The organism is Burkholderia sp. 9779_493, assembly GCF_015712215.1.
Classification (GTDB): domain Bacteria; phylum Pseudomonadota; class Gammaproteobacteria; order Burkholderiales; family Burkholderiaceae; genus Burkholderia; species Burkholderia cenocepacia.
This window is the reverse complement of sequence record NZ_JACCQA010000007.1, coordinates 225092-245123: the sequence shown is the minus strand read 5'-3', so window position 1 is coordinate 245123 and position 20032 is coordinate 225092. Positions and strand designations below refer to the sequence as shown.

General features: G+C 67.5%; 21 protein-coding genes. 10 read left to right on the top strand and 11 right to left on the bottom strand.

Going from position 1 to position 20032, the window contains the following annotated elements; translation table 11 throughout:
- Positions 1 to 40: 40 nt before the first annotated feature.
- A complete protein-coding gene (locus H0X95_RS09950) occupies positions 41 to 673 on the bottom strand; it encodes a TetR family transcriptional regulator (protein ID WP_006485466.1) in 633 nt (210 codons plus the stop codon).
- A 252-nt stretch (positions 674 to 925) separates the two neighbouring features.
- Between H0X95_RS09950 and rsxB the strand changes: the two genes are divergently transcribed.
- Positions 926 to 1837, top strand: a complete 912-nt coding sequence (gene rsxB / locus H0X95_RS09945) for an electron transport complex subunit RsxB (protein ID WP_408625509.1) — start codon at positions 926 to 928, stop codon at positions 1835 to 1837.
- Positions 1834 to 2478: an endonuclease III gene (gene nth, locus H0X95_RS09940; RefSeq protein WP_006478196.1), complete on the top strand. Its 645-nt coding sequence runs from the start codon at positions 1834 to 1836 to the stop codon at positions 2476 to 2478. Before rsxB ends, nth begins: the two co-directional genes overlap by 4 nt.
- A 58-nt stretch (positions 2479 to 2536) precedes the next feature.
- Here the strand turns inward: nth and H0X95_RS09935 are convergent, their stop codons facing one another.
- Entirely contained in the window at positions 2537 to 3466 is a 930-nt protein-coding gene (locus tag H0X95_RS09935; protein WP_048984939.1) for a DMT family transporter, read from the bottom strand.
- Between the two features lie 209 nt (positions 3467 to 3675).
- Here H0X95_RS09935 and H0X95_RS09930 point away from each other — a divergent pair, with 209 nt between their 5' ends.
- Positions 3676 to 4110 carry a DUF1841 family protein gene (locus H0X95_RS09930; RefSeq protein WP_006490655.1) on the top strand — a complete coding sequence of 145 codons (435 nt, stop codon included), beginning with the start codon at positions 3676 to 3678 and terminating at the stop codon, positions 4108 to 4110.
- Between the two features lie 102 nt (positions 4111 to 4212).
- On the opposite strand, the gene H0X95_RS09925 is transcribed toward H0X95_RS09930, so the two are convergent.
- Together H0X95_RS09925 and H0X95_RS09920 are read right to left on the bottom strand one after the other, a co-directional pair.
- Positions 4213 to 4572, bottom strand: coding sequence for a c-type cytochrome (locus H0X95_RS09925; protein WP_006490657.1), 360 nt, complete (start codon positions 4570 to 4572; stop codon positions 4213 to 4215).
- A gap of 40 nt (positions 4573 to 4612) precedes the next feature.
- Positions 4613 to 4972, bottom strand: coding sequence for a c-type cytochrome (locus H0X95_RS09920; RefSeq protein WP_006478192.1), 360 nt, complete (start codon positions 4970 to 4972; stop codon positions 4613 to 4615).
- Positions 4973 to 5217: 245 nt separating this feature from the next.
- Between H0X95_RS09920 and H0X95_RS09915 the strand changes: the two genes are divergently transcribed.
- The 5 genes from H0X95_RS09915 to H0X95_RS09895 all read left to right on the top strand — a co-directional run bounded on the left by H0X95_RS09915 (position 5218) and on the right by H0X95_RS09895 (position 10348).
- The gene (locus tag H0X95_RS09915; RefSeq protein WP_021033334.1) at positions 5218 to 6060 is read left to right on the top strand and encodes an AAA family ATPase; all 843 of its coding nucleotides are present in this window, start codon (positions 5218 to 5220) and stop codon (positions 6058 to 6060) included.
- 25 nt (positions 6061 to 6085) lie between these two features.
- Positions 6086 to 7261 (top strand): vWA domain-containing protein, encoded by a 1176-nt coding sequence (locus H0X95_RS09910; RefSeq protein ID WP_006497060.1) that lies wholly within the window; start codon positions 6086 to 6088, stop codon positions 7259 to 7261.
- A gap of 55 nt (positions 7262 to 7316) precedes the next feature.
- Complete coding sequence (locus H0X95_RS09905) at positions 7317 to 8528, top strand: benzoate/H(+) symporter BenE family transporter (protein ID WP_006497061.1); 1212 nt, start codon at positions 7317 to 7319, stop codon at positions 8526 to 8528.
- A 168-nt stretch (positions 8529 to 8696) separates the two neighbouring features.
- Positions 8697 to 9650, top strand: coding sequence for a transaldolase (gene tal / locus H0X95_RS09900; protein ID WP_012492750.1), 954 nt, complete (start codon positions 8697 to 8699; stop codon positions 9648 to 9650).
- 242 nt (positions 9651 to 9892) lie between these two features.
- Positions 9893 to 10348 (top strand): VOC family protein, encoded by a 456-nt coding sequence (locus H0X95_RS09895; protein ID WP_006490663.1) that lies wholly within the window; start codon positions 9893 to 9895, stop codon positions 10346 to 10348.
- Positions 10349 to 10447: 99 nt separating this feature from the next.
- Here H0X95_RS09895 and mctP read toward each other — a convergent pair whose 3' ends face one another.
- The 3 genes from mctP to H0X95_RS09880 all read right to left on the bottom strand — a co-directional run bounded on the left by mctP (position 10448) and on the right by H0X95_RS09880 (position 13353).
- Positions 10448 to 11998, bottom strand: coding sequence for a monocarboxylate uptake permease MctP (gene mctP, locus H0X95_RS09890; RefSeq protein WP_006490666.1), 1551 nt, complete (start codon positions 11996 to 11998; stop codon positions 10448 to 10450).
- The gene (locus H0X95_RS09885) at positions 11995 to 12237 is read right to left on the bottom strand and encodes a DUF3311 domain-containing protein (protein ID WP_006490660.1); all 243 of its coding nucleotides are present in this window, start codon (positions 12235 to 12237) and stop codon (positions 11995 to 11997) included. The genes mctP and H0X95_RS09885 overlap by 4 nt, the downstream gene beginning before the upstream one ends.
- A 198-nt stretch (positions 12238 to 12435) precedes the next feature.
- On the bottom strand, positions 12436 to 13353 hold the full coding sequence (locus H0X95_RS09880; RefSeq protein ID WP_059721357.1) for a hypothetical protein: 918 nt from the start codon (positions 13351 to 13353) through the stop codon (positions 12436 to 12438).
- 145 nt (positions 13354 to 13498) lie between these two features.
- On the opposite strand from H0X95_RS09880, the gene H0X95_RS09875 reads away from it, so the two are divergent.
- Both H0X95_RS09875 and H0X95_RS09870 read left to right on the top strand, forming a co-directional pair.
- Positions 13499 to 13753, top strand: coding sequence for a hypothetical protein (locus tag H0X95_RS09875; protein ID WP_006497065.1), 255 nt, complete (start codon positions 13499 to 13501; stop codon positions 13751 to 13753).
- Positions 13754 to 14047: 294 nt separating this feature from the next.
- Positions 14048 to 15244 (top strand): glycosyltransferase family 87 protein, encoded by a 1197-nt coding sequence (locus H0X95_RS09870; RefSeq protein WP_048984598.1) that lies wholly within the window; start codon positions 14048 to 14050, stop codon positions 15242 to 15244.
- Positions 15245 to 15267: 23 nt separating this feature from the next.
- Here the strand turns inward: H0X95_RS09870 and H0X95_RS09865 are convergent, their stop codons facing one another.
- From H0X95_RS09865 to H0X95_RS09850, 4 genes are all read right to left on the bottom strand, one after another.
- Positions 15268 to 15747 (bottom strand): DNA-deoxyinosine glycosylase, encoded by a 480-nt coding sequence (locus tag H0X95_RS09865; protein WP_006490664.1) that lies wholly within the window; start codon positions 15745 to 15747, stop codon positions 15268 to 15270.
- Positions 15747 to 16343: a chorismate--pyruvate lyase family protein gene (locus tag H0X95_RS09860; RefSeq protein ID WP_006497067.1), complete on the bottom strand. Its 597-nt coding sequence runs from the start codon at positions 16341 to 16343 to the stop codon at positions 15747 to 15749. The genes H0X95_RS09865 and H0X95_RS09860 overlap by 1 nt, the downstream gene beginning before the upstream one ends.
- Before the next feature lie 8 nt (positions 16344 to 16351).
- Positions 16352 to 18250, bottom strand: coding sequence for a molecular chaperone HtpG (gene htpG, locus H0X95_RS09855; protein WP_059721358.1), 1899 nt, complete (start codon positions 18248 to 18250; stop codon positions 16352 to 16354).
- 206 nt (positions 18251 to 18456) lie between these two features.
- On the bottom strand, positions 18457 to 19917 hold the full coding sequence (locus H0X95_RS09850; protein ID WP_006483766.1) for an aminotransferase-like domain-containing protein: 1461 nt from the start codon (positions 19915 to 19917) through the stop codon (positions 18457 to 18459).
- Between the last annotated feature and the right edge of the window lie 115 nt (positions 19918 to 20032).

The following is a 20032-nucleotide window of genomic DNA, read 5'->3' as shown; positions in this document are numbered from 1 at the left end:
ACGACGAGCGGGCGGCTCGCCGGCTCGTCCGTTCGTTGCGTCAGCGCCGCAGCAGATACGCGAGCAGCACCTCGGTGTTCATCCGGACCATCTCCGCGCGTTCGTCGGTGTCGGTGAAGTCGCGGCCGAGCGTCGCGGCGAGCGTGAAGCGGTTCGAGACGATGTAGTAGCCGAGCCCCGACAGCGTCACGTAGAAGCGCAGCGGATCGACGTCGTTGCGAAACAGCCCAGCCTTCTGGCCGCGCATCAGCACGTTGCCGAGCTTCGCGACGATCGGCGACATCATCTCGCGGATCCGCGTCGACTTGTGCAGATAGCGGGCTTCGTGCAGGTTCTCGTTGTTGATGAGCCGGAGCAGCTCCGGATGGTCGCGGTAGTAGTCCCAAACGAAATGCGCGAGCCGCGTGACGGCTTCGACCGGCGCGACGCCATCGAGATCGAGCACGCGCTCGGCCTCGGTCAGCGCGGAAAACGCGTGTTCGAGCACCGCCGTGAAGAGCTGCTCCTTGCTGCCGAAGTAGTAATAGAGCATGCGCTCGTTGGTTTCGGCCCGGCGCGCGATCTGATCGACGCGCGCGCCGAACAGCCCTCCATTCGCGAACTCTTCGGCTGCCGCCATCAGGATGCGGCGGCGCGTACCTTCAGGATCTCTTTTGATTTTTGGCTGATTCATGGTGGCGTTTTGCTATGTGAGCCGCTTGATCCGGACCGGCACCCCCACCGCCTCGGCGCCGGCCGCCCTGGAACGGGCGCGCCGCGGACGGCCGCCCTCCTGCTGAGCCCCTGCAAAAAAGCGGTTCGATTATGCGCATAGACGGCGTCCAGCGCAATGCGGGAAATCGGCGATAATCGAGCTTTGGCAAACCTTTCCGGCCGCGCCCGACGCGGCCGAGAGCCATTCGGCGCCGTTGCGCCCGCTGTTACCGTGACCGACTCCAAAACACTCGCGGATCGCATCGAAGATCTGCTGCCCCAGACGCAATGCACGAAGTGCGGCTATAACGGCTGTCGCCCGTACGCCGAGGCGATCGCCGCCGACGACGCGAACTACAACCAGTGCCCGCCCGGCGGCGCCGAAGGCATCGCGCGCCTCGCGAACCTGCTCGGCAAGCCAGTGATTCCGCTGAACCCGGTCAACGGCACCGAGCATCCGCGCGCGGTCGCGTTCATCGACGAAAACCTGTGCATCGGCTGCACGCTGTGCATGCAGGCATGCCCGGTCGACGCGATCGTCGGCGCGCCGAAGCAGATGCACACGATCGTCGCGTCGCTGTGCACGGGCTGCGACCTGTGCGTGCCGCCGTGCCCGGTCGACTGCATCGCAATGCTGCCGGTGACCGGCGATCGCACGGGCTGGGAGGCGTGGTCGCAGGAACAGGCCGACGCCGCACGCGAACGTCACGACCTGCGGCTCGCACGCCAGCGCCGCGAGCGCGAGGCCGCCGAAGCGCGCGCCGCCGCACGCCGCGCGGCCAGCGCCACGAAGCCGGCCGCGGAGCCCACCGCCGCACAGCCCGGCGCGCCAGCCGCCGCACCGGCCGCCGACGACGCCGAAGCGAAGAAACGCGCGATCATCGCCGCCGCGCTCGAACGCGCGCGCAAGAAGAAGGAAGAACTGTCCGGGCAAGGCGCCGGGCCGAAGAACACCGAAGGCGTGAGCGCGGCCGTCCAGGCGCAGATCGACGCGGCCGAGGCCCGCCGCAAGCGGCTCGCCGAACAGCAGGCGCAGCGCGACGCCGAAGCGGCATCGGGCAGCAACGACCACGACAACGACAACGACGCAGGCAACGACGATCCGGACGGCCCGTCCGCGCCGCGCGACCAGAACGCTCCATGAACGCCAGCAAACGACGCGCGATCTACGAAACGCTGCAGAGCCTCAATCCGCATCCGACCACCGAGCTCGAATATTCGACGCCGTTCGAGCTGCTGATCGCCGTGATGCTGTCCGCGCAGGCGACCGACGTGTCGGTCAACAAGGCAATGCGGAAAATGTTTCCGGTCGCGAACACCCCGCGACAAATCGTCGCGCTTGGCGAGGAAGGCGTCACCGAGTACATCAAGACGATCGGCCTCTATCGCACCAAGGCGAAGAACGTGGTCGCGACGTGCCGGATCCTGCTCGAGCGTTACGACGGCGAGGTGCCGGCCGATCGCGAAGCGCTCGAAGGCCTGCCGGGCGTCGGCCGCAAGACGGCGAACGTCGTGCTGAACACCGCGTTCGGCCAGCCGACGATCGCGGTCGACACGCATATCTTCCGCGTCGCGAATCGCACCGGGCTCGCGCCGGGCAAGGACGTGCGGGCCGTCGAGGCCGCGCTCGAGAAGTTCACGCCGAAGGAATTCCTGCAGGACGCGCATCACTGGCTGATCCTGCACGGGCGCTACGTGTGCAAGGCACGGCGGCCCGAATGCTGGCACTGCGCGATCGAGCCGCTGTGCGAATTCCGGCCGAAGACGCCGCCGCCCAACGAATAAGCGTCCGGTACGACGGGCCCGCGCCGCGGGCCGTCGCAGTCCCCGCCCCCTTTCCCGACTACGCGTTGGACGTCGCCGTCGCGTCGTCGGCCGCCGCGCCGCCCGCGCGCACGAGCGCCAGCACGGCCGCCAGAATCGCGACGCCGCCCGCCCATTGCAGCGGCGACAATGCCTCCCCGAACAGCAGCGCCGCGAGCGCGACCGTCACGACCGGCTCGAGCGTCGACAGCATCGACGTGCGCGCGGCCCCGAGCCGCGCGAGCCCGGCGAAGAACGCGAGCATCGCCGTGACCGTCGATATCAGCGCGATCGCGAGCATCGACGCCCAGCCGCCGGCCGTCGCCGGCCAGCGCGGCGGCGCGCCGAACGCCGCCGTTCGCACGACGGCGATCGCGACGAGCGTCGCGCTGGCCGACAGGCAGATGATCGCGGTGGTCGCGAGCGGATCGACGCCGCGCGTCGCCTTCGTGCCGCCGACGATGTACAGCGAGTAGATCACCGCGGCGGCCAGCGCGAGCGCGATCCCGAGCGGCTCGCCGTGCCCGCCGCCGACCATCAGCGCCGAACCCGCGACGCACAGCACCAGCGCGACGGCCTTCGCGCGCGTCAGGCGCTCGCCGAGCCACCACGCGGCCAGCAGCGTGACGAACGCCGGATAGAGGTACAGCAGCAGCGCGACGAGGCTCGCCTGCGCGTGCTGCAGCGCGCTGAAATAGCAGAACGACTGCCCGACGTAGCCGAGCGCGCCCATCGTCACCAGCGGCGCGAGCGAGCGCCCGCGCGGCCACGCGACGCGGCGCTGCCGTGCGATCGCGGCGAGCACCGCGCCGCCGATCGCGAAGCGCACGATCAGCAGCCCGAGCACGTCGACGCCGGCCGCATACGCATAGCGGCCGAAAATCGCCATCGCGCCGAACGCGGCGGCGGACAACGCGACGTAGAGCGCGCCCTGCAGGGCCGCGGACGATGGGCGGACGGTGGCGGTCATGACGAAACGGGCGGCAACGCGCCGTGACGGGAATCGTCGGAGTGTAGCGGCGCGGCGGCGGCGAGCCTACCCGCGCTTACCCGTTCCGCGGCGGGCGGCCACAACGCCCCGCGTCGATCGCGGCCGGGGCCGCCGCCAGCGCCGTGCGCCGCTCCGGCGTACAATGCCCGACGCGGCATGAGCCGCCCGAATCACGACGTTTCCCCACCATGTTCAATCCAAGCCGCGACGACGTGCGTCGCTTTTTCACCGAGACCTGGCGCAAGCAGCGCGCGGGCGAGATCCTGACGCCGCTGGAAGCGATTGCCGCCGACTGGATCGTCGAGCATCCCGAATACCACGACGAACTGGCCGACGCCGACGGCGCAGCGGCGCGCAACTACACGCCCGAGGAAGGCCGGACCAATCCGTTCCTGCACCTGTCGATGCACCTCGCGATCAGCGAACAGCTGTCGATCGACCAGCCGCCCGGCATCCGCGCCGCGCACGACAAGCTGGCCGCGAAGCTCGACTCGACCCACGACGCGCAGCACGCGATCATGGAATGCCTCGGCGAGACGATCTGGGAAGCGCAGCGCACCAACACGCCGCCCGATACCGACGCGTACCTGCAGCGCATCCTGCGCCGCGCGTCGCGCGACTGACGCCCCGAGGCCGGCACATCGGCCTGCACCGGGCCGCGGACAAAAAAATACCCCGCCGAGGCGGGGCATTCTTGCTGCGTGAGCCCGCGAGGCCCGTCGCGCTTACTTCTTGAACACGAGGTCGGTTTCCTTCAGCGACTCGATGTAGGACGCGATGTCCTTCATGTCGCTGACCGACAGGTTCTGTACCTGCGCCTGCATGATCGCGTTGTTGCGACCGAGCAGCGGGTTCGTCAGCCCCATCTGGTACTGGCGCATCGCCCACACGAGGTAGTCGGCGTGCTGGCCGGCGAGGCGCGGGTACTCCGCGTTGATCGGCTTGTTCAGCTGCGCGCCGTGGCAGGCCGCGCAATTGTGCGACTCGACCAGTTCCTTGCCCTTCGAGATGTCCGCGGCGTGCGCGGTACCGATCGCGAGGCCGGCCGCCAGTGCAACCGCCGCCGTCTTGAATGCGTTGTTCATGAATGCTCCTGTCCCGCCGGAGAGATCGGCGGCGCGCGCTTTACTTGTAGGGATTGTCCTTCGTGTCGGCCTTCTGCGCGGCGTAGTACGCCGACAGATCCGCGATGTCCTGGTCGGTCAGCGAACCGGCGATCGCATTCATCGACGGGAAGTGACGATCCTTCTTGCGGTAGGCCTTCAGCGCGTTCTCGAGGTATTGCTGGTTCTGGCCGCCGAGGACAGGCACCCGGTAGACCTCCGGGTACGCCGCGCGGTAGTCCTGGATGCCGTGGCAACCGATGCACATGGCGGCCTTGCTCGCCCCGTCCTTCGGGTTGCCGACCACACCGGCCGCCTGCGCGCTGCCCGCGAGCGCCACGAGCGCTGCGACAACGACGTGTTTGCCGACGAATTTGTTCATAGCTCTTGTAACCTAGCTTGAGGGGAAACTGGCGCCAAAGCGGCAACGGCCCGCGCCGTTTTGCTTATCGGATCGCCACGCAGGCCAAAAAAAACGGCCAGATTGTACCGCGTCGGCGGGGAACGCGTCCATACGGCGCCCCGGTTCGCCCCGCCGCAGCCCCGCAACGATACGCGGGCGCGGCCCAACCGGACAGCCCTTCTGACTTATACTGGGTTTTTTTCCCGATGAAGAAGAGCGCCGCCATGCGTTTCGAAGGGTCCTCGCAGTACGTCGCCACCGACGATCTGAAGCTCGCGGTCAACGCCGCATTGACGCTGCAACGCCCGCTGCTGATCAAGGGCGAGCCCGGCACCGGCAAGACCATGCTCGCCGAGGAAGTGGCCGCCGCGCTCGACATGCCGCTGTTGCAGTGGCACATCAAGTCGACCACCAAGGCGCAGCAGGGCCTGTACGAATACGACGCCGTGTCGCGGCTGCGCGATTCGCAGCTCGGCGACGCGCGCGTGAAGGACATCGCGAACTACATCGTCAAGGGCGTGCTGTGGCAGGCGTTCGACGCCGAGCGCCCGAGCGTGCTGCTGATCGACGAGATCGACAAGGCCGACATCGAATTCCCGAACGACCTGCTGCGCGAGCTCGACCGGATGGAGTTCCACGTGTACGAGACGCGCGAGACGGTCCGCGCGAAGCACCGTCCGCTCGTCATCATCACGTCGAACAACGAGAAGGAGCTGCCCGACGCGTTCCTGCGCCGCTGCTTCTTCCACTACATCCAGTTTCCGGACCCGTCGACGATGCAGAAGATCGTCGCGGTGCACTTCCCCGACATCCGCGAGGAGCTGCTGCGCGCGGCGCTCGAGAGTTTCTTCGAATTGCGCGGCGTGTCGGGCCTGAAGAAGAAGCCGTCGACGTCCGAACTGCTCGACTGGCTGAAGCTGCTGCTCGCCGAGAACATCCCGGCCGACGCGCTGCGCGGCGCGGACGCGAAGCAGATCGTGCCGCCGCTCGCGGGCGCGCTGCTGAAGAACGAGCAGGATCTGAGCCTGCTCGAACGGCTCGTCTACATGAACCGGCACAACCGGTAACTCCCCCCCCCCCGAAGGCCCGGCCATGCTGCTCAATTTCTTCTACGCGCTGCGCGCAGCCAAGCTGCCCGTCTCGGTGAAGGAATACCTGACGCTGCTCGAATCGCTGAAGGCCGGGCTGATCTCGCCGTCGATCGACGCGTTCTACTTCCTCGCGCGGATGACGCTCGTCAAGGACGAACAGTACTTCGACAAGTTCGATCAGGCGTTCGGCGCATATTTCCACGGTGTGTCCACGCTGCCGTCCGAGGCGTTCGACATTCCGCTCGACTGGCTCGAGAAGCGCCTCGAGCGCGAGCTGTCGCCGGAGGAGAAGGCGCAGATCGACGCGATGGGCGGGCTCGACAAGCTGATGGAGCGCCTGAAGGCGCTGCTCGACGAGCAGAAGGAACGCCACGAAGGCGGCAACAAATGGATCGGCACGGGCGGCACGTCGCCGTTCGGGCACGGCGGCTACAACCCCGAAGGCGTGCGCATCGGCGGCCCGTCGAACGGCAACCGCACCGCGGTGAAGGTGTGGGAGGCGCGCGCGTACCGCGACTACGACGATTCGGTCGAGATCGGCACGCGCAACATCAAGGTCGCGCTGCGGCGGCTGCGCCGCTTCGCGCGCGAAGGCGCCGCCGAGGAGCTCGACCTGCCCGGCACGATCCGCAGCACGGCCGCGAACGCAGGCTGGCTCGACCTGCGGATGGTGCCCGAGCGCCACAACAACGTGAAGGTGCTGATGCTGCTCGACGTCGGCGGCTCGATGGACGACCACATCAAGCGGACCGAAGAGCTGTTCTCGGCCGCGAAGGCCGAATTCAAGCACCTCGAATTCTTCTACTTCCACAACTGCGTGTACGACCACCTGTGGAAGAACAACCGCCGCCGCCACGCGGAACGCACGGCGACGTGGGACGTGCTGCACAAGTTCACGCCCGACTACAAGCTGATCTTCGTCGGCGACGCGACGATGAGCCCGTACGAAGTGCTGCAGCCCGGCGGCTCGGTCGAATACAACAATCCGGAAGCCGGCGCCGTGTGGCTGCGCCGGCTCGCCGACCAGTTCCCCCATCATGCCTGGCTGAACCCCGAGCCCGAGCGGCTATGGGAGTACCGGCAATCGATCGCGATCATTCGCGACGTGCTCGGCCAGCGCATGTATCCGCTCACGCTCGCGGGCCTCGAAACCGCGATGCGCGCACTCAGCAAGTAACGACACCCACCCGCAGATACACAGGCCGCGTCCGAGCGGCCGCCCCGGAGATTGCATGAACCCTTCGCCCACCGCGAGCGCCGGCCGCGCCGGCGGCCGCCGCTTTTTCGCCGATACGTCCGTGTCCGCGCTCGTCGCCGGCTTCGTCGCGATGATGACCGGCTACACGAGTTCGCTCGTGCTGATGTTCCAGGCCGGCCGCGCCGCCCACCTCACCGATGCGCAGATCTCGTCGTGGATCTGGGCGCTGTCGATCGGCATGGCGCTGACGACCATCGGCCTGTCGCTGCGCTATCGCGCGCCCGTCGTGGTCGCGTGGTCGACGCCCGGCGCCGCGCTGCTGATCGCGTCGCTGCCCGGCGTGCCCTACCCCGAGGCGATCGGCGCGTTCGTCGTGTGCGCGCTGCTGCTGACGGCCGTCGGCGTAAGCGGGCTGTTCGACACGCTGATGAAGCGCATTCCGGCCGGCATCGCGGCGGCGCTGCTCGCGGGCATCCTGTTCGAGATCGGCATCGAGATCTTCCGCGCCGCGCAGTTCCAGACCGCGCTGGTGCTCGCGATGTTCTTCACCTACCTGATCGTCAAGCGCCTCGCGCCGCGCTATGCGATTCCGACGACGCTGATCGTCGGCACGGCCGTGGCCGGCGGCCTCGGCCTGCTCGATTTCAGCCGCTTCCACATCGCGCTCGCGCAACCCGTGTTCACGATGCCCGCGTTCTCGATCGCGTCGATCGTCAGCATCGGCATTCCGCTGTTCGTGGTCGCGATGGCGTCGCAGAACGTGCCGGGCATCGCGGTGCTGCGCGCGGACGGCTATCCGACGCCGTCATCGCCGCTGATCGCGACGACCGGCCTCGCGTCGCTGCTGCTCGCGCCGTTCGGCTCGCACGGCGTGAACCTCGCGGCGATCACGGCCGCGATCTGCACCGGCCCCGAAGCGCACGAGGATCACGCGAAGCGCTACACGGCCGCCGTGTGGTGCGGCACGTTCTACCTGATCGCCGGCATCTTCGGCGCGACGATCGCCGCGCTGTTCGCGGCGCTGCCGAAGGCGCTCGTCGTGTCGGTCGCGGCGCTCGCGCTGTTCGGCTCGATCATGAGCGGGCTCGCGAACGCGATGCAGGACGTGAAGCAGCGCGAAGCGGCGCTCGTCACGTTCATGGTGACCGCGTCGGGCCTCACGCTGCTGTCGATCGGCCCGGCGTTCTGGGGGCTCGTCGCGGGCGTCGTCACGCAGGTGATCCTGAACGCGCGGCGCCCCGCGTGACGCGGCTCGCCGGCCGCCGCGGCGCGCGCCCGGCACGCCAAAACGTGCTCGACACGAATCGGGCCTAAAATGATGGATCGGAGGCGGCGCCCGGCGCCGCTTCGCTTCGCCGCCGCGCTCGCGCGGCCCGTGAGAACCCGGCGCCCCGCGCGCTTCTTTCGAATCGCCATGACTACCGCACTCGACCAGCTGAAGCAGTACACGACCGTCGTCGCCGACACGGGCGACTTCCAGCAGCTTGCGCAATACAAGCCGCAGGACGCGACCACGAATCCGTCGCTGATCCTGAAGGCCGTCCAGAAGGATGCGTACAAGCCGATCCTCGAGAAAACCGTCCGCGATCATCGCAACGAAAGCACCGATTTCATCATCGACCGCCTGCTGATCGCATTCGGCACCGAAATCCTGAAGCTGATCCCGGGCCGCGTATCGACCGAGGTCGACGCGCGCCTGTCGTTCGACACGCAGCGCTCGATCGACAAGGGTCGCGAGCTCATCAAGCTGTACGAAGCAGCCGGCGTCGGCCGCGAACGCATCCTGATCAAGCTTGCGTCGACGTGGGAAGGCATCCGCGCGGCCGAGGTGCTGCAGAAGGAAGGGATCAAGTGCAACATGACCCTGCTTTTCTCGCTCGTGCAGGCCGCCGCGTGCGCGGAAGCCGGCGCGCAGCTGATCTCGCCGTTCGTCGGCCGCATCTACGACTGGTACAAGAAACAGGCCGGCGCCGACTGGAATGAAGCGCGGGACGGCGGCGCGAACGATCCGGGCGTGCAATCGGTGCGCCGCATCTACACGTACTACAAGACCTTCGGCTACAAGACCGAAGTGATGGGCGCGAGCTTCCGCACGACCAGCCAGATCATCGAGCTCGCCGGCTGCGACCTGCTGACGATCAGTCCCGATTTGCTGCAGAAGCTGCAGGAGAGCAACGACACGGTCGCGCGCAAGCTGTCGCCCGACACGCTGCAGGACAAGCCGGCCGAGCGCGTCGCGATCGACGAGGCGTCGTTCCGCTTCCAGCTGAACGACGAAGCGATGGCCACCGAAAAGCTCGCCGAAGGCATCCGCGTGTTCGCCGCCGACGCGGTGAAGCTCGAGAAGCTGATCGACGCGCTGCGCTGAGCCATGCCGCGCGTCAGCGGCTGTCAGCAAGACTGACAACAGCCGTCAGCACTTGCTGCACACGGTCGCGAACGTGATGTTCGCGGCCGTTTTTATTTTTCATTCCATCGTCAAGCGCGCGCACTACAATCCACGTCACGGGTGCGACGGCCGCCTCCCGATGCACCCTTTCCCCCCAGTCAGTCTTGCACGACGCCGTGCCAGCGCCGCCGCGCCGGCACGGCTCATCCCAGGAGACAACGATGCAAGTTCAACCGTACCTGACGTTCTACGGTCGCGCCGACGAAGCCCTTCAGTTCTACGAAAAGGCACTCGGCGCGAAGACGATGTTCAAGATGCACTTCAAGGACGCCCCGCCGAATCCCGATTACCCGATGTCGCCGGAGATGGCCGACAAGGTCATGCACGCGAGCTTCACGATCGGCGACTCGATGATCATGTGCTCGGACGGCGATTGCAGCCAGCCGGCGGGCGCCGCGCACGCCGGCTATTCGCTGTCGCTGAACCCGGCGACGGTCGACGAAGGCCAGAAGCTGTTCAATGCGCTCGCCGACGGCGGCGAAGTGACGATGCCGTTCGGCAAGACGTTCTGGGCGCTCGGCTTCGGGATGGCGAAGGATCGTTTCGGCGTGCACTGGATGGTCAACGTCGAGGACCTGTCGCAGCGCGAGGATCTCGCGAAACGCGCGCAGGGCTGACGCAAAACGAACGCCCGCCACCTTGCGGTGGCGGGCGTTTTCGTTGCCGGGCAGCCACGTAATGCGTCGTGCGCGGCGAGCGGCCGTGCACCGGCCGTATCAGCCCTCGACGACGTCCAGATAATCCTCCGGCCGCGTGCGATCCTCCGCATGCGCCATGCCCATCACCCGCACCAGCACACTCACCGCCACCGATACCACCAGGTTCACGACCAGCGACCACACGGCCGCATAACCGGGGATCGCGAGACCGAACAGGTGGATCGTGAAGATCGAGCTGGCCAGCTTCAGCGAAATCGCCATCCACGTACCGCACACGATGCCGGCCGCCCAGCCGGCCAGCAAGCCGCGATGGTCGAGCACGCGCGTGTACAGGCCGAGCACGATCGCCGGCAGCGTCTGGATGATCCAGATCCCGCCGAGCAGTTGCAGCTGGATCGCGTAGGTCAGCGGCAGCCCGAGGATGAACGCGACCGCGCCGACCTTCACGATCAGCGACACGAGCTTCGCGACGTGCGTTTCCTGGTCGTGCGACATGTTGCGGTTCACGAATTCGCGGTGGATGTTGCGCGTGTACAGGTTCGCGGCCGCGATCGACATGATCGCCGCCGGCACCAGCGCGCCGATGCCGATCGCCGCGAACGCGACGCCGACGAACCACGACGGGAAATACTCGAGGAACAGCGCGGGCACCGCGAAGTTCGGGCCGAACGCCTTGAAGTACGGCGCGTACTGCGGCATGTCCTTCACGCCGGAGGCGAGCGCCATGTAGCCGAGCAGCGCGAGCAGGCCGAGCACGAACGAGTACGCGGGCAGCATCGCCATGTTGCGGCGGATCGAGTTGCCCGACGACGACGACAGGATCGCCGTGACCGAGTGCGGATACAGGAACAGCGCGAGCGCCGAGCCGATCGCGAGCGTCGCGTACGCGCTGTAGCCGTTCAGGCTCGTCGCGTCCGGCGCCTTCAGCAGCAGCTTCGCGGGCGGCACCGCGGAGAAGATGTGCCCGAAGCCGCCGAGCTTCGCGGGGATCACGATGACCGCGGCCGCGATCGTGACGTAGATCAGCACGTCCTTCACGATCGCGATCATCGCGGGCGCACGCAGCCCCGACGTGTACGTGTACGCGGCGAGGATCGCGAACGCGATGATCAGCGGCAGATCGCCGACGAAGCCGGTCGTGTCGAAGCCGAGCGCGCCGATCACCACCTCGATGCCGACCAGTTGCAGCGCGATGTACGGCATCGTCGCGACGATGCCCGTCACCGCGATCGCAAGCGCCAACATCCGGCTGCCGTAGCGTGCGTTGACGAAATCGGCGGCCGTCACGTAGCCGTGCCGCTTCGCGATGCTCCACAGTTTCGGGAACACGACGAACGCGAACGGATAGATCAGGATCGTGTACGGCAGCGCGAAGAAGCCCATCGCGCCGGCGCCGAATACGAGCGCGGGCACCGCGACGAACGTGTAGGCCGTATAGAGGTCGCCGCCGAGCAGGAACCACGTGACGATCGTGCCGAAGCGGCGTCCGCCGAGGCCCCATTCGTCGAGATGAGCGAGATCGCCGCGCCGCCAGTTCGCGGCCAGGAAACCGATGATCGTGACGCCGATGAACAGCAGGACGAAGACGAAGGTCGCGCCGAGATTCATTGCGCACCTCCTTGCGTGCCGCTCGCCTTCCACGCGTTCTTGGTCTTGAAATACACGAACGCGGTGATCACCGCGCTGATGAAGACCCAAAGCAACTGGTACCAGTAGAAAAACGGAAAACCGAGCCATTGCGGTTCGATCTTGCTGTACGACGGCACCCAGACCATCGCGATCAGCGGCAGTACCAGCAGCCAGAGCCAGCGCTTGGCGGCCCGGTTGGCGTCGGCATCGTGAGCCATGACGTCTCCTCTTGTTTCCCGGTTATCGATCTTGTTGAGCGGGTACGGCACCGAGAGGAGCGGCAAAACGGGTAGGCTGCGGCTCCCCTGGCTTCGCGCCAGTATAGGAGCCGCGAGCACGCGGTCAAGCAGGGGCGAACCCGAGGTGATCCGCCCCTTGTCGCGGGTTGCACCGGCCTGCCGCCGGTGCATCCGGCGTCAGATCGCGAACGCGGTGTCGCGTGCGCCGGTCGTTGCTTTCAAAGCTTTCACCCACTTGCGTGCGGGCAGCTTCAGCGTGTCCTCGATCAGCTTCGCCCGGGCGTCGAGCTGCGCGAACGGCACGTCGAGCGCGGGGCCCGAAAACGCGATCGCGATGCGGTTGCCGTCGTGTACTTCGGGCAGCGCGATCACGCGGTGATCGAACGCCGCGTTCAGGTGCTTCATGTTGCGCACGAAGCTCGGATGATCGCCGAACAGGTTGATCGTCGCGATGCCGGCACCGGCCAGGCAGCCGCGCACCGCGCGGTAGAACGCGACGCTGTCGAGCACGGGGCCGCGCGCGGTCGCATCGTACAGGTCGATCTGGATCGCGCCGGTCGTGCCGCGGTTGGCCGGATCGTTGACGAAGTCCCAGGCGTCGGCTTCGTGCACGACGAGGCGCGCGTCGTCGGGCGGCAGCGCGAACATCGTGCGCGCGGCAACGATCACGGCCGGGTTCAGCTCGACGGCCTCGACCTTCGCGTGCGGCAGGAAACGGTGCGAGAACTTGGTCAGCGCGCCGGTGCCGAGCCCGAGCTGGACGATCCGCTCGGGCGTTTCGAGGAACAGCAGCCACGCCATCATCTGCTGCGCGTATTCAAGCTCGATGTGCAGCGGCTTCGAGATCCGCATCGCGCCCTGCACCCACTCGGTGCCGAAGTGCAGGAAGCGCACGCCGCCTTCTTCGGAGAACGTAACGGGCGCGAAGCGCGGCTTGCGCGGCGCTTCGAGCACCGGCACGTCGTCGTGCTCGTCGATGTCCGGGCGGCGCTTCACGCGCGGCGGCTGGAGTTTTTCGGAGCCGTTGTAGGCGGACGCCTTGCGTTGCTTGAACGCGCGCGCCTCGGCGGACGCGCGCTTGATCAGTCGGGTCATGATGATTGAATCTCGCTGGGTGACGCTGGATGAGCGGACGAGAGGATAGCATTGGTGGGAAACGGAGGCCGCGACGAACGCGCGGCCCTGCGTGACGCCGAATCACGTCGGCGCTACGCTGCACTTGCGGATCACGGGAGCGCGCATGACCTCGAACGACAGGAAGATCTGGTTTCCAGCGAAGCGCTACGGCTGGGGATGGGGATTGCCGGTGGCGTGGCAGGGCTGGGTCGTGCTGCTGCTGTTCGCGTTCGGGATCGTCGCGAGCGCGTGGCTGCTGCCGCCGCAACGCTCGCCGGTCGCGTACGGCGCGTGCATCGTGGTGCTGGTCGCCCTGCTCACCGCGGTGTGCTGGATCAAGGGCGAGAGACCGCGGTGGCGCTGGGGCAACGACGATTGAGCGTCGCCGGCAACGGCGCGCGACGGGCGCCATGCGTGCCTGCGGCCGGTACGTGCCGATGTCCCAGTCCATTCGACTGCTGATACGACGACCGTCGAAATCCACGAACCCGCCGCCAGCCTGATTCGCAGACGTGACCGGTCATTTACTTTCTTGCAATAAAAAGGCCGTTCGGTCGACCGAACCTATGCCAAACTGAAACGGCATTCGGGGAGGCTCATAGCGGCCATGACGCACACTGCGACGGACCACGCATCGCCAGATCGCCGGGGATGGCTCTCCCGAGAGCGGCTCGTGCTGTACAGCGCGGCCATCCTGCTGTTTCAGCTCGCGTTGCTGGGTATCTGGGCATTTTCGTGCTGGGTGCTGCATCTCCCCGGCGTGCCGCCTCCCGGCATCGACTTCCGGGTTTTCTGGAGCGCGTCCTTCGTGTCGCTCCACAGCGGGCCGCTCGCTGCCTTCGACCTTCATCAGATGTTCGCGGCGGAAGCCCGCTTGCTGCCGGATTGGCCGCCCGCGCGGATCGCCGCGCCGTGGGTTTATCCGCCGACCTTCCAGTTGCTGGTGTATCCGCTGGCGTTGCTGCCCTACGCCGCTTCGTACGGCCTGTTCGTCGGCATCGGCATCGCTGTCGCGCTGGCGGCGTGCACGCTCGCGATGAAGGATCGCCCGCTGCCGTGGATCGCGCTCATCGCGTTCCCCGGCATCTGGGTCGCGACGATCTGCGGCCAGAATTCATTGCTGACCCTGGCGTGCGCCGCCGGCGCGCTGGGATGGCTCGAACGACGTCCGGTCGCCGCCGGCGTATGCGCTGGCCTGCTCGTCATCAAGCCGCAGCTCGCGCTCCTGTTCCCGGTGCTGTTCCTCTGCGGCGGACATGTCCGCGCGGTTGGCGCGATGGCCGTCACGGCCGCGCTGTTCTGCGCGGTCAGCGCGCTGGTGCTCGGCGTGCCGCCGTGGATGCGTTTTTTCGACACGCTGTCGTGGTTCAGCCACTTGATCCTGGCGAACAACGCCGGCGGAATCTGGAACGCGATGCCGACGCCGTTCGCGATGTCGCGACGGTCGGGCGCCAGTCTGCCGACCGCCTTTGCCGTGCAGGCGGCCGTCGCGATACCGGCCGTCGTTGCGACCGCGGGTCTATGGGCGAGGAAGAAGCATGCCGACCTGTGCGCGGCGGCGGCGATCGTTGCGACGCTGCTGACGCAGCCGTACCTCGTCTACTACGATCTCGCGTGGCTGCTGCTCGCGATCATTTACATGTGCAGGTACGACCGGGCAACCCGCGCGCTCGGGCGGGTGGACCATGCGGTCATGGCGTTGGCGTGGGTCCTGCCGGGCCTTTCGTTTTTCTTCGTGTTCAAGCCCGCGATGGGACAACCGGGCGCCGTCCTGTTGCCGATTTTGCTGATCCTGATCGTCTACCGCGCCTTGCATCCGCGCGCGGCTGACGCGAGAACCTCGGTTGCCGTACGACAGTCGCCCGGCTAGCGCGGCGACGCTCCGACGCGACGCTATCGAACGGCGATCGCGCGCCACTGCGCGAGCTTCTGCTCGAACGACAGCATCGCATTCGCCGGGCTCGACGACGGCAACACGAGCGTCTCGTATCCGGCCTGGCCGATCACGTCCGCGAACCGCCCCGCCGTCTTGCCGTTGAAGCACACGCGCTTCAGCAACGGCGCATGCTCGCGCAGCGACGCGAAGTCGTTCGGCTTCGCATTGCGAATCGCGGAATCGAGACTGCCCTGACGATGGCACGCATCGAGCACATCCCAGATGCCGATGCCGTGCGACAGCACGCGCGCGAGCCGCGCGTCGTACGGCAGTTCATGCAGCGTCGGCTCGCCGAGCACCGCGCCGAGCAGCCGCCAGAACTGGTTGCGCGGATGCGCGTAGTACTGCGCGGCGTCGAGCGACGCCTCGCCCGGAAAGCTGCCGAGAATCATCGTGTGCGTATGCGGCGCGACGACCGGCGGAAAGCCCTGCAGCATCACGCGCCTCCGTGCGGCCCGACCGACCGCGGCCCGTCGCCGTGCGCGGCGAGATGGCGCCACAGCGCCGGCAGCATGCACTCGGTGACCATCAGCGGCTTGCCGTGACGCTGGAACACCGAGCGGCGCGCGGCAAACGCATGCGGCGCACGCGCGCCCTGCAATGCATGGCTCGCGAGCGCATACAGCGGATGACCGGCGATCACGCGCCGGCTCACGAGCGCCGAGCGCTCGACCTGCGGATCGCTGTACAGCAGCTCCGCGAGCGGCCGCGTGCGCAGCCGCCGCATGGCCTGCCACACGCCCTTGCTGGCCGCGAGCGGCGCAATGCTGTGCGCGGCGACGTACGGCGTGCCGTCGACCGACAGGATCACCTCGCGCACCCACATCGGCGCGCGCGGCGAACTGGCGAGCGCGTCCGGCTCGTCGAACCACGGCGAATCGACGGCCTCGCGCGTCACGCGCACGTTCACGCGGCCGAGCCGCGCAAGATGCGCGGTCAGCGATCCGCCGCGCGTCAGCCAGTCGCGCTGGTCGAGCGTGCAGCCAGGCCGCGGCGTCTCGCGCCAGCCGGCCTGGGCGCCGTCGAATCGCATGCGCGCGTTCACGCGGCGCGCGACAGCAGCAGCGCGTTGGTCCGCTTCACGAAGCTCGCCGGGTCGTCGAGCATGCCGCCTTCGGCCAGCAGCGCCTGATCGAACAGCAGATGGCACCAGTCGCCGAAATCGGCGCTGTCGGCGTTCAGCTGCTTCACGAGCGCGTGCTCGGGATTGATCTCGAGGATCGGCTGCATCACCGGCGCGTTCTGGCCGGCCGCCTTCAGCATCCGCTGCAGATAGCCGCTCATGTCGTTGTCGTCCGCGACGAGGCACGACGGCGAATCGGTCAGGCGGAACGTGACGCGCACTTCCTTCACCTTGTCGCCGAGCGCTTCCTTCATCTTCTCGACGACCGGCTTGACCGCCTCGCCGGCCTGCTCCTGCGCCTTCTTCTCCTCGTCGTTCAGCTCGCCGAGATCGAGATCGCCGCGGGCCACGCTCGCGAGCGGCTTGCCGTCGAATTCGTGCAGGAACGACAGCATCCATTCGTCGACGCGGTCGGTCAGCAGCAGCACCTCGACACCCTTCTTGCGGAACACTTCGAGATGCGGGCTGTTCTTCGCGGCCTGCCAGGTATCGGCGGTCACGTAGTAGATCTTGCTCTGCTCGGGCTTCATGCGCGACACGTAGTCGGCGAGCGACACGTCCTGCGCGTCGGTGTCGCCGTGCGTCGACGCGAAGCGCAGCAGCTTCGCGATGCGCTCGCGGTTCGCGTGATCCTCGCCGAGGCCCTCCTTCAGCACCTGGCCGAACGCGCCCCAGAACGTCTTGTACTTCTCCTTGCCGGCATCCTCTTCCGCGTTCGCGAGTTCCTCGAGCATCGACAGCGCGCGCTTGGTCACGCCCTCGCGGATCGCCTTCACGTCGCGGCTTTCCTGCAGGATTTCACGCGACACGTTCAGCGGCAGGTCGGCCGAATCGACCACGCCCTTCACGAAGCGCAGGTATTGCGGCAGCAGTTGCTCGGCGTCGTCCATGATGAACACGCGCTTCACGTACAGCTTCAGGCCGCCGCGATAGTCGCGGTTCCACAGGTCGAACGGCGCGTGCGCCGGCACGAACAGCAGCTGCGTGTATTCGCTGCGGCCCTCGACGCGGTTGTGCGTCCACGTGAGCGGATCCTGGTGATCGTGCGCGATGTGCTGGTAGAACTGCGTGTACTGCTCGTCGGTGACGTCGCTCTTCGAACGCGTCCACAGCGCGCTCGCCTGGTTGACGGTTTCGTCCTCGTCCTTCAGGACCATCTCGCCCTTTTCCTGATCCCACTCTTCCTTGCGCATCAGGATCGGCAGCGCGATGTGGTCGGAGTACTTCTGGATGATCGACTTCAGGCGGTGCGACGACAGCAGGTCGTCCTCGCCTTCGCGCAGGTGCAGCGTGATCGTCGTGCCGCGCTGCGCGCGCTCGATCGCGTCGATCGTGAAATCGCCCTCGCCGGCGCTTTCCCAGCGCACGGCCTGGTTCGCCGGCAGGCCCGCGCGGCGCGTCTCGACGGTGATCTTGTCGGCGACGATGAAGCCCGAGTAGAAGCCCACGCCGAACTGGCCGATCAGCGCCGCATCCTTCTGCTGGTCGCCCGACAGCTTCGTGAAGAATTCCTTGGTGCCCGACCGCGCGATCGTGCCGAGGTTCGCGATCGCCTCGTCGCGGCTCATGCCGATGCCGTTGTCGTCGATCGTAACCGTGCGCGCGGCCTTGTCGTAGCCGATGCGGATGCGCAGGTTCGGATCGTTCTCGTACAACGCGTTGTCCGCGAGCCCCTCGAAACGCAGCTTGTCGGCCGCGTCGGACGCGTTCGACACCAGTTCGCGCAGGAAGATTTCCTTGTTGCTGTAGAGCGAATGGATCATCAGGTGGAGGAGTTGCTTGACCTCTGCCTGAAAGCTCATCGTTTCGTGTGCCATGGATGCTGTTTCCTCTTACTAGAACTGAAAAGGGGTGACGCCGGCGCCCGGCGCGCGATGCCGGCGGCCCCGCGAAAGACGGCGCGTCCGGGACGGCCCGTGTGGGACGGCCCGTGTGGGACGACCGCCTGGCGCCGGCGGTTTGCGCGCGTATCTGGGGACGGCTCGGACAATTTCAAGAGCCGGCCTTGCCGCGCCGCGCCGCGTCACGACGCGCGCCGCACCGCCGAGTCGATATAGCTCGCCAGCAGCCCCGGCAGCGCCGGATCGCCGCAGTTCGCGACGTTGAAGCGCATCCACGTGGACGGCGACTGCTGCGGCGAGAACAGGCTGCCCGGCGTCAGCAGGAAGCCGGCTTCGTGCGCGACCGCCGCGAGCGCGTCCGAATCGACGCCCGTGTCGGCCCACAGGAACATCCCGGCCGCGGGCATCGTGAAGAGCCCGAGCCCGGTGCGCTCGAGCATCCGCGCGGTCTTGTCGCGCACGCCGTCGAGCCGGGCGCGCAGCCGCTCGACGTGGCGCCGGTAATGCCCTTCGGTCAGGATCTTGTACAACACGCGCTCGTTGAGCTCGGGCGTGGTCATCCCGACCAGCATCTTCTGGTCGGTGATCGCTTTCGCGATCTCCGGCGCGCACGCGACGTAGCCGACCCGCAGGTTCGCCGCGAGCGTCTTCGAATAGCTGCCGAGATAGATCACGCGCTTCAGCTGGTCGAGGCTCGCGAGCCGCGTGGCCGGATAGCTGGGCGGGCACAGGTCGCCGTATATGTCGTCCTCGACGACCAGGAAATCGTAGGCCTCCGCGAGCTTGAGGATCCGGAACGCCTGCGCGGCCGACAGCGACGTGCCGGTCGGGTTCTGCAGCACCGAATTGATCACGAGCATCTTCGGCCGCCACATCTGCACCAGGGTTTCGAGCGCGTCGAGGTCGGGGCCGTCGGGCGTATACGGCATCCCGACGAGCTGCGCGCCCTGCGCCGCGAAACGGCCGAACATCTGGAACCACGCGGGATCGCCGACGATCACCGCATCGCCCGGGCGCATGTAGATCCGCGAGATCAGGTCGATCGCCTGCGTGATGCCCGACACCAGCACGATCTGTTCGGGCTTCGCGCCGATCTCGACTTCGGCGAGACGCGTCTGCAGTTGCTGGCGCAGCGGCAGGAAGCCCTGCGCGGTGCCGAAACCGAGCATCTGCGCGCCCGACTGGCGCCCGAGCGCGCGCAGCGCGCCGGTGATCAGCTCGCCGTCGAGCCAGCGCCCCGGCAGGTAGCCGAGGCCGGGACCCTTCTCCGGGCTGACGGTATGCAGCATGTTGCGCAGCAGCCAGACGACGTCGATCGTGTTGTGCACGGGCGCGGCCTCGGCCACCCGCGCGACGCTGTCGGCCGGCTGCGGGCCGGCGCCCGTGCGCTCGCGCACGTAGAAGCCGGAGCCGCGCCGCGAGTCGAGGTAACCCTGCGCGACGAGGCGCTCGTAGGCCTCGACGACGGTGAAGCGCGACACGCTCTTGTCGAGCGCGAGCTTGCGGATCGACGGCATGCGCATGCCGGGACGGAACACGCGTTCGTCGATACGCCGCCGCGCCCACTGGACCAACTGGTCGACGAGCGTGAGCGTGGCCGTGTCGTGCGGCGCGGGAATCTGGGCGAGTGGGACGGTGGACATGGGCGGCGGCTCCAACTGTACCGAAGGCTATCGCGCCGATTGTACCGTTACTGTGCCGGTAGCGACGATTACAGTTGACCGGAATGGCGATCGTGCGGCCGCCGTTGCGGCCCCG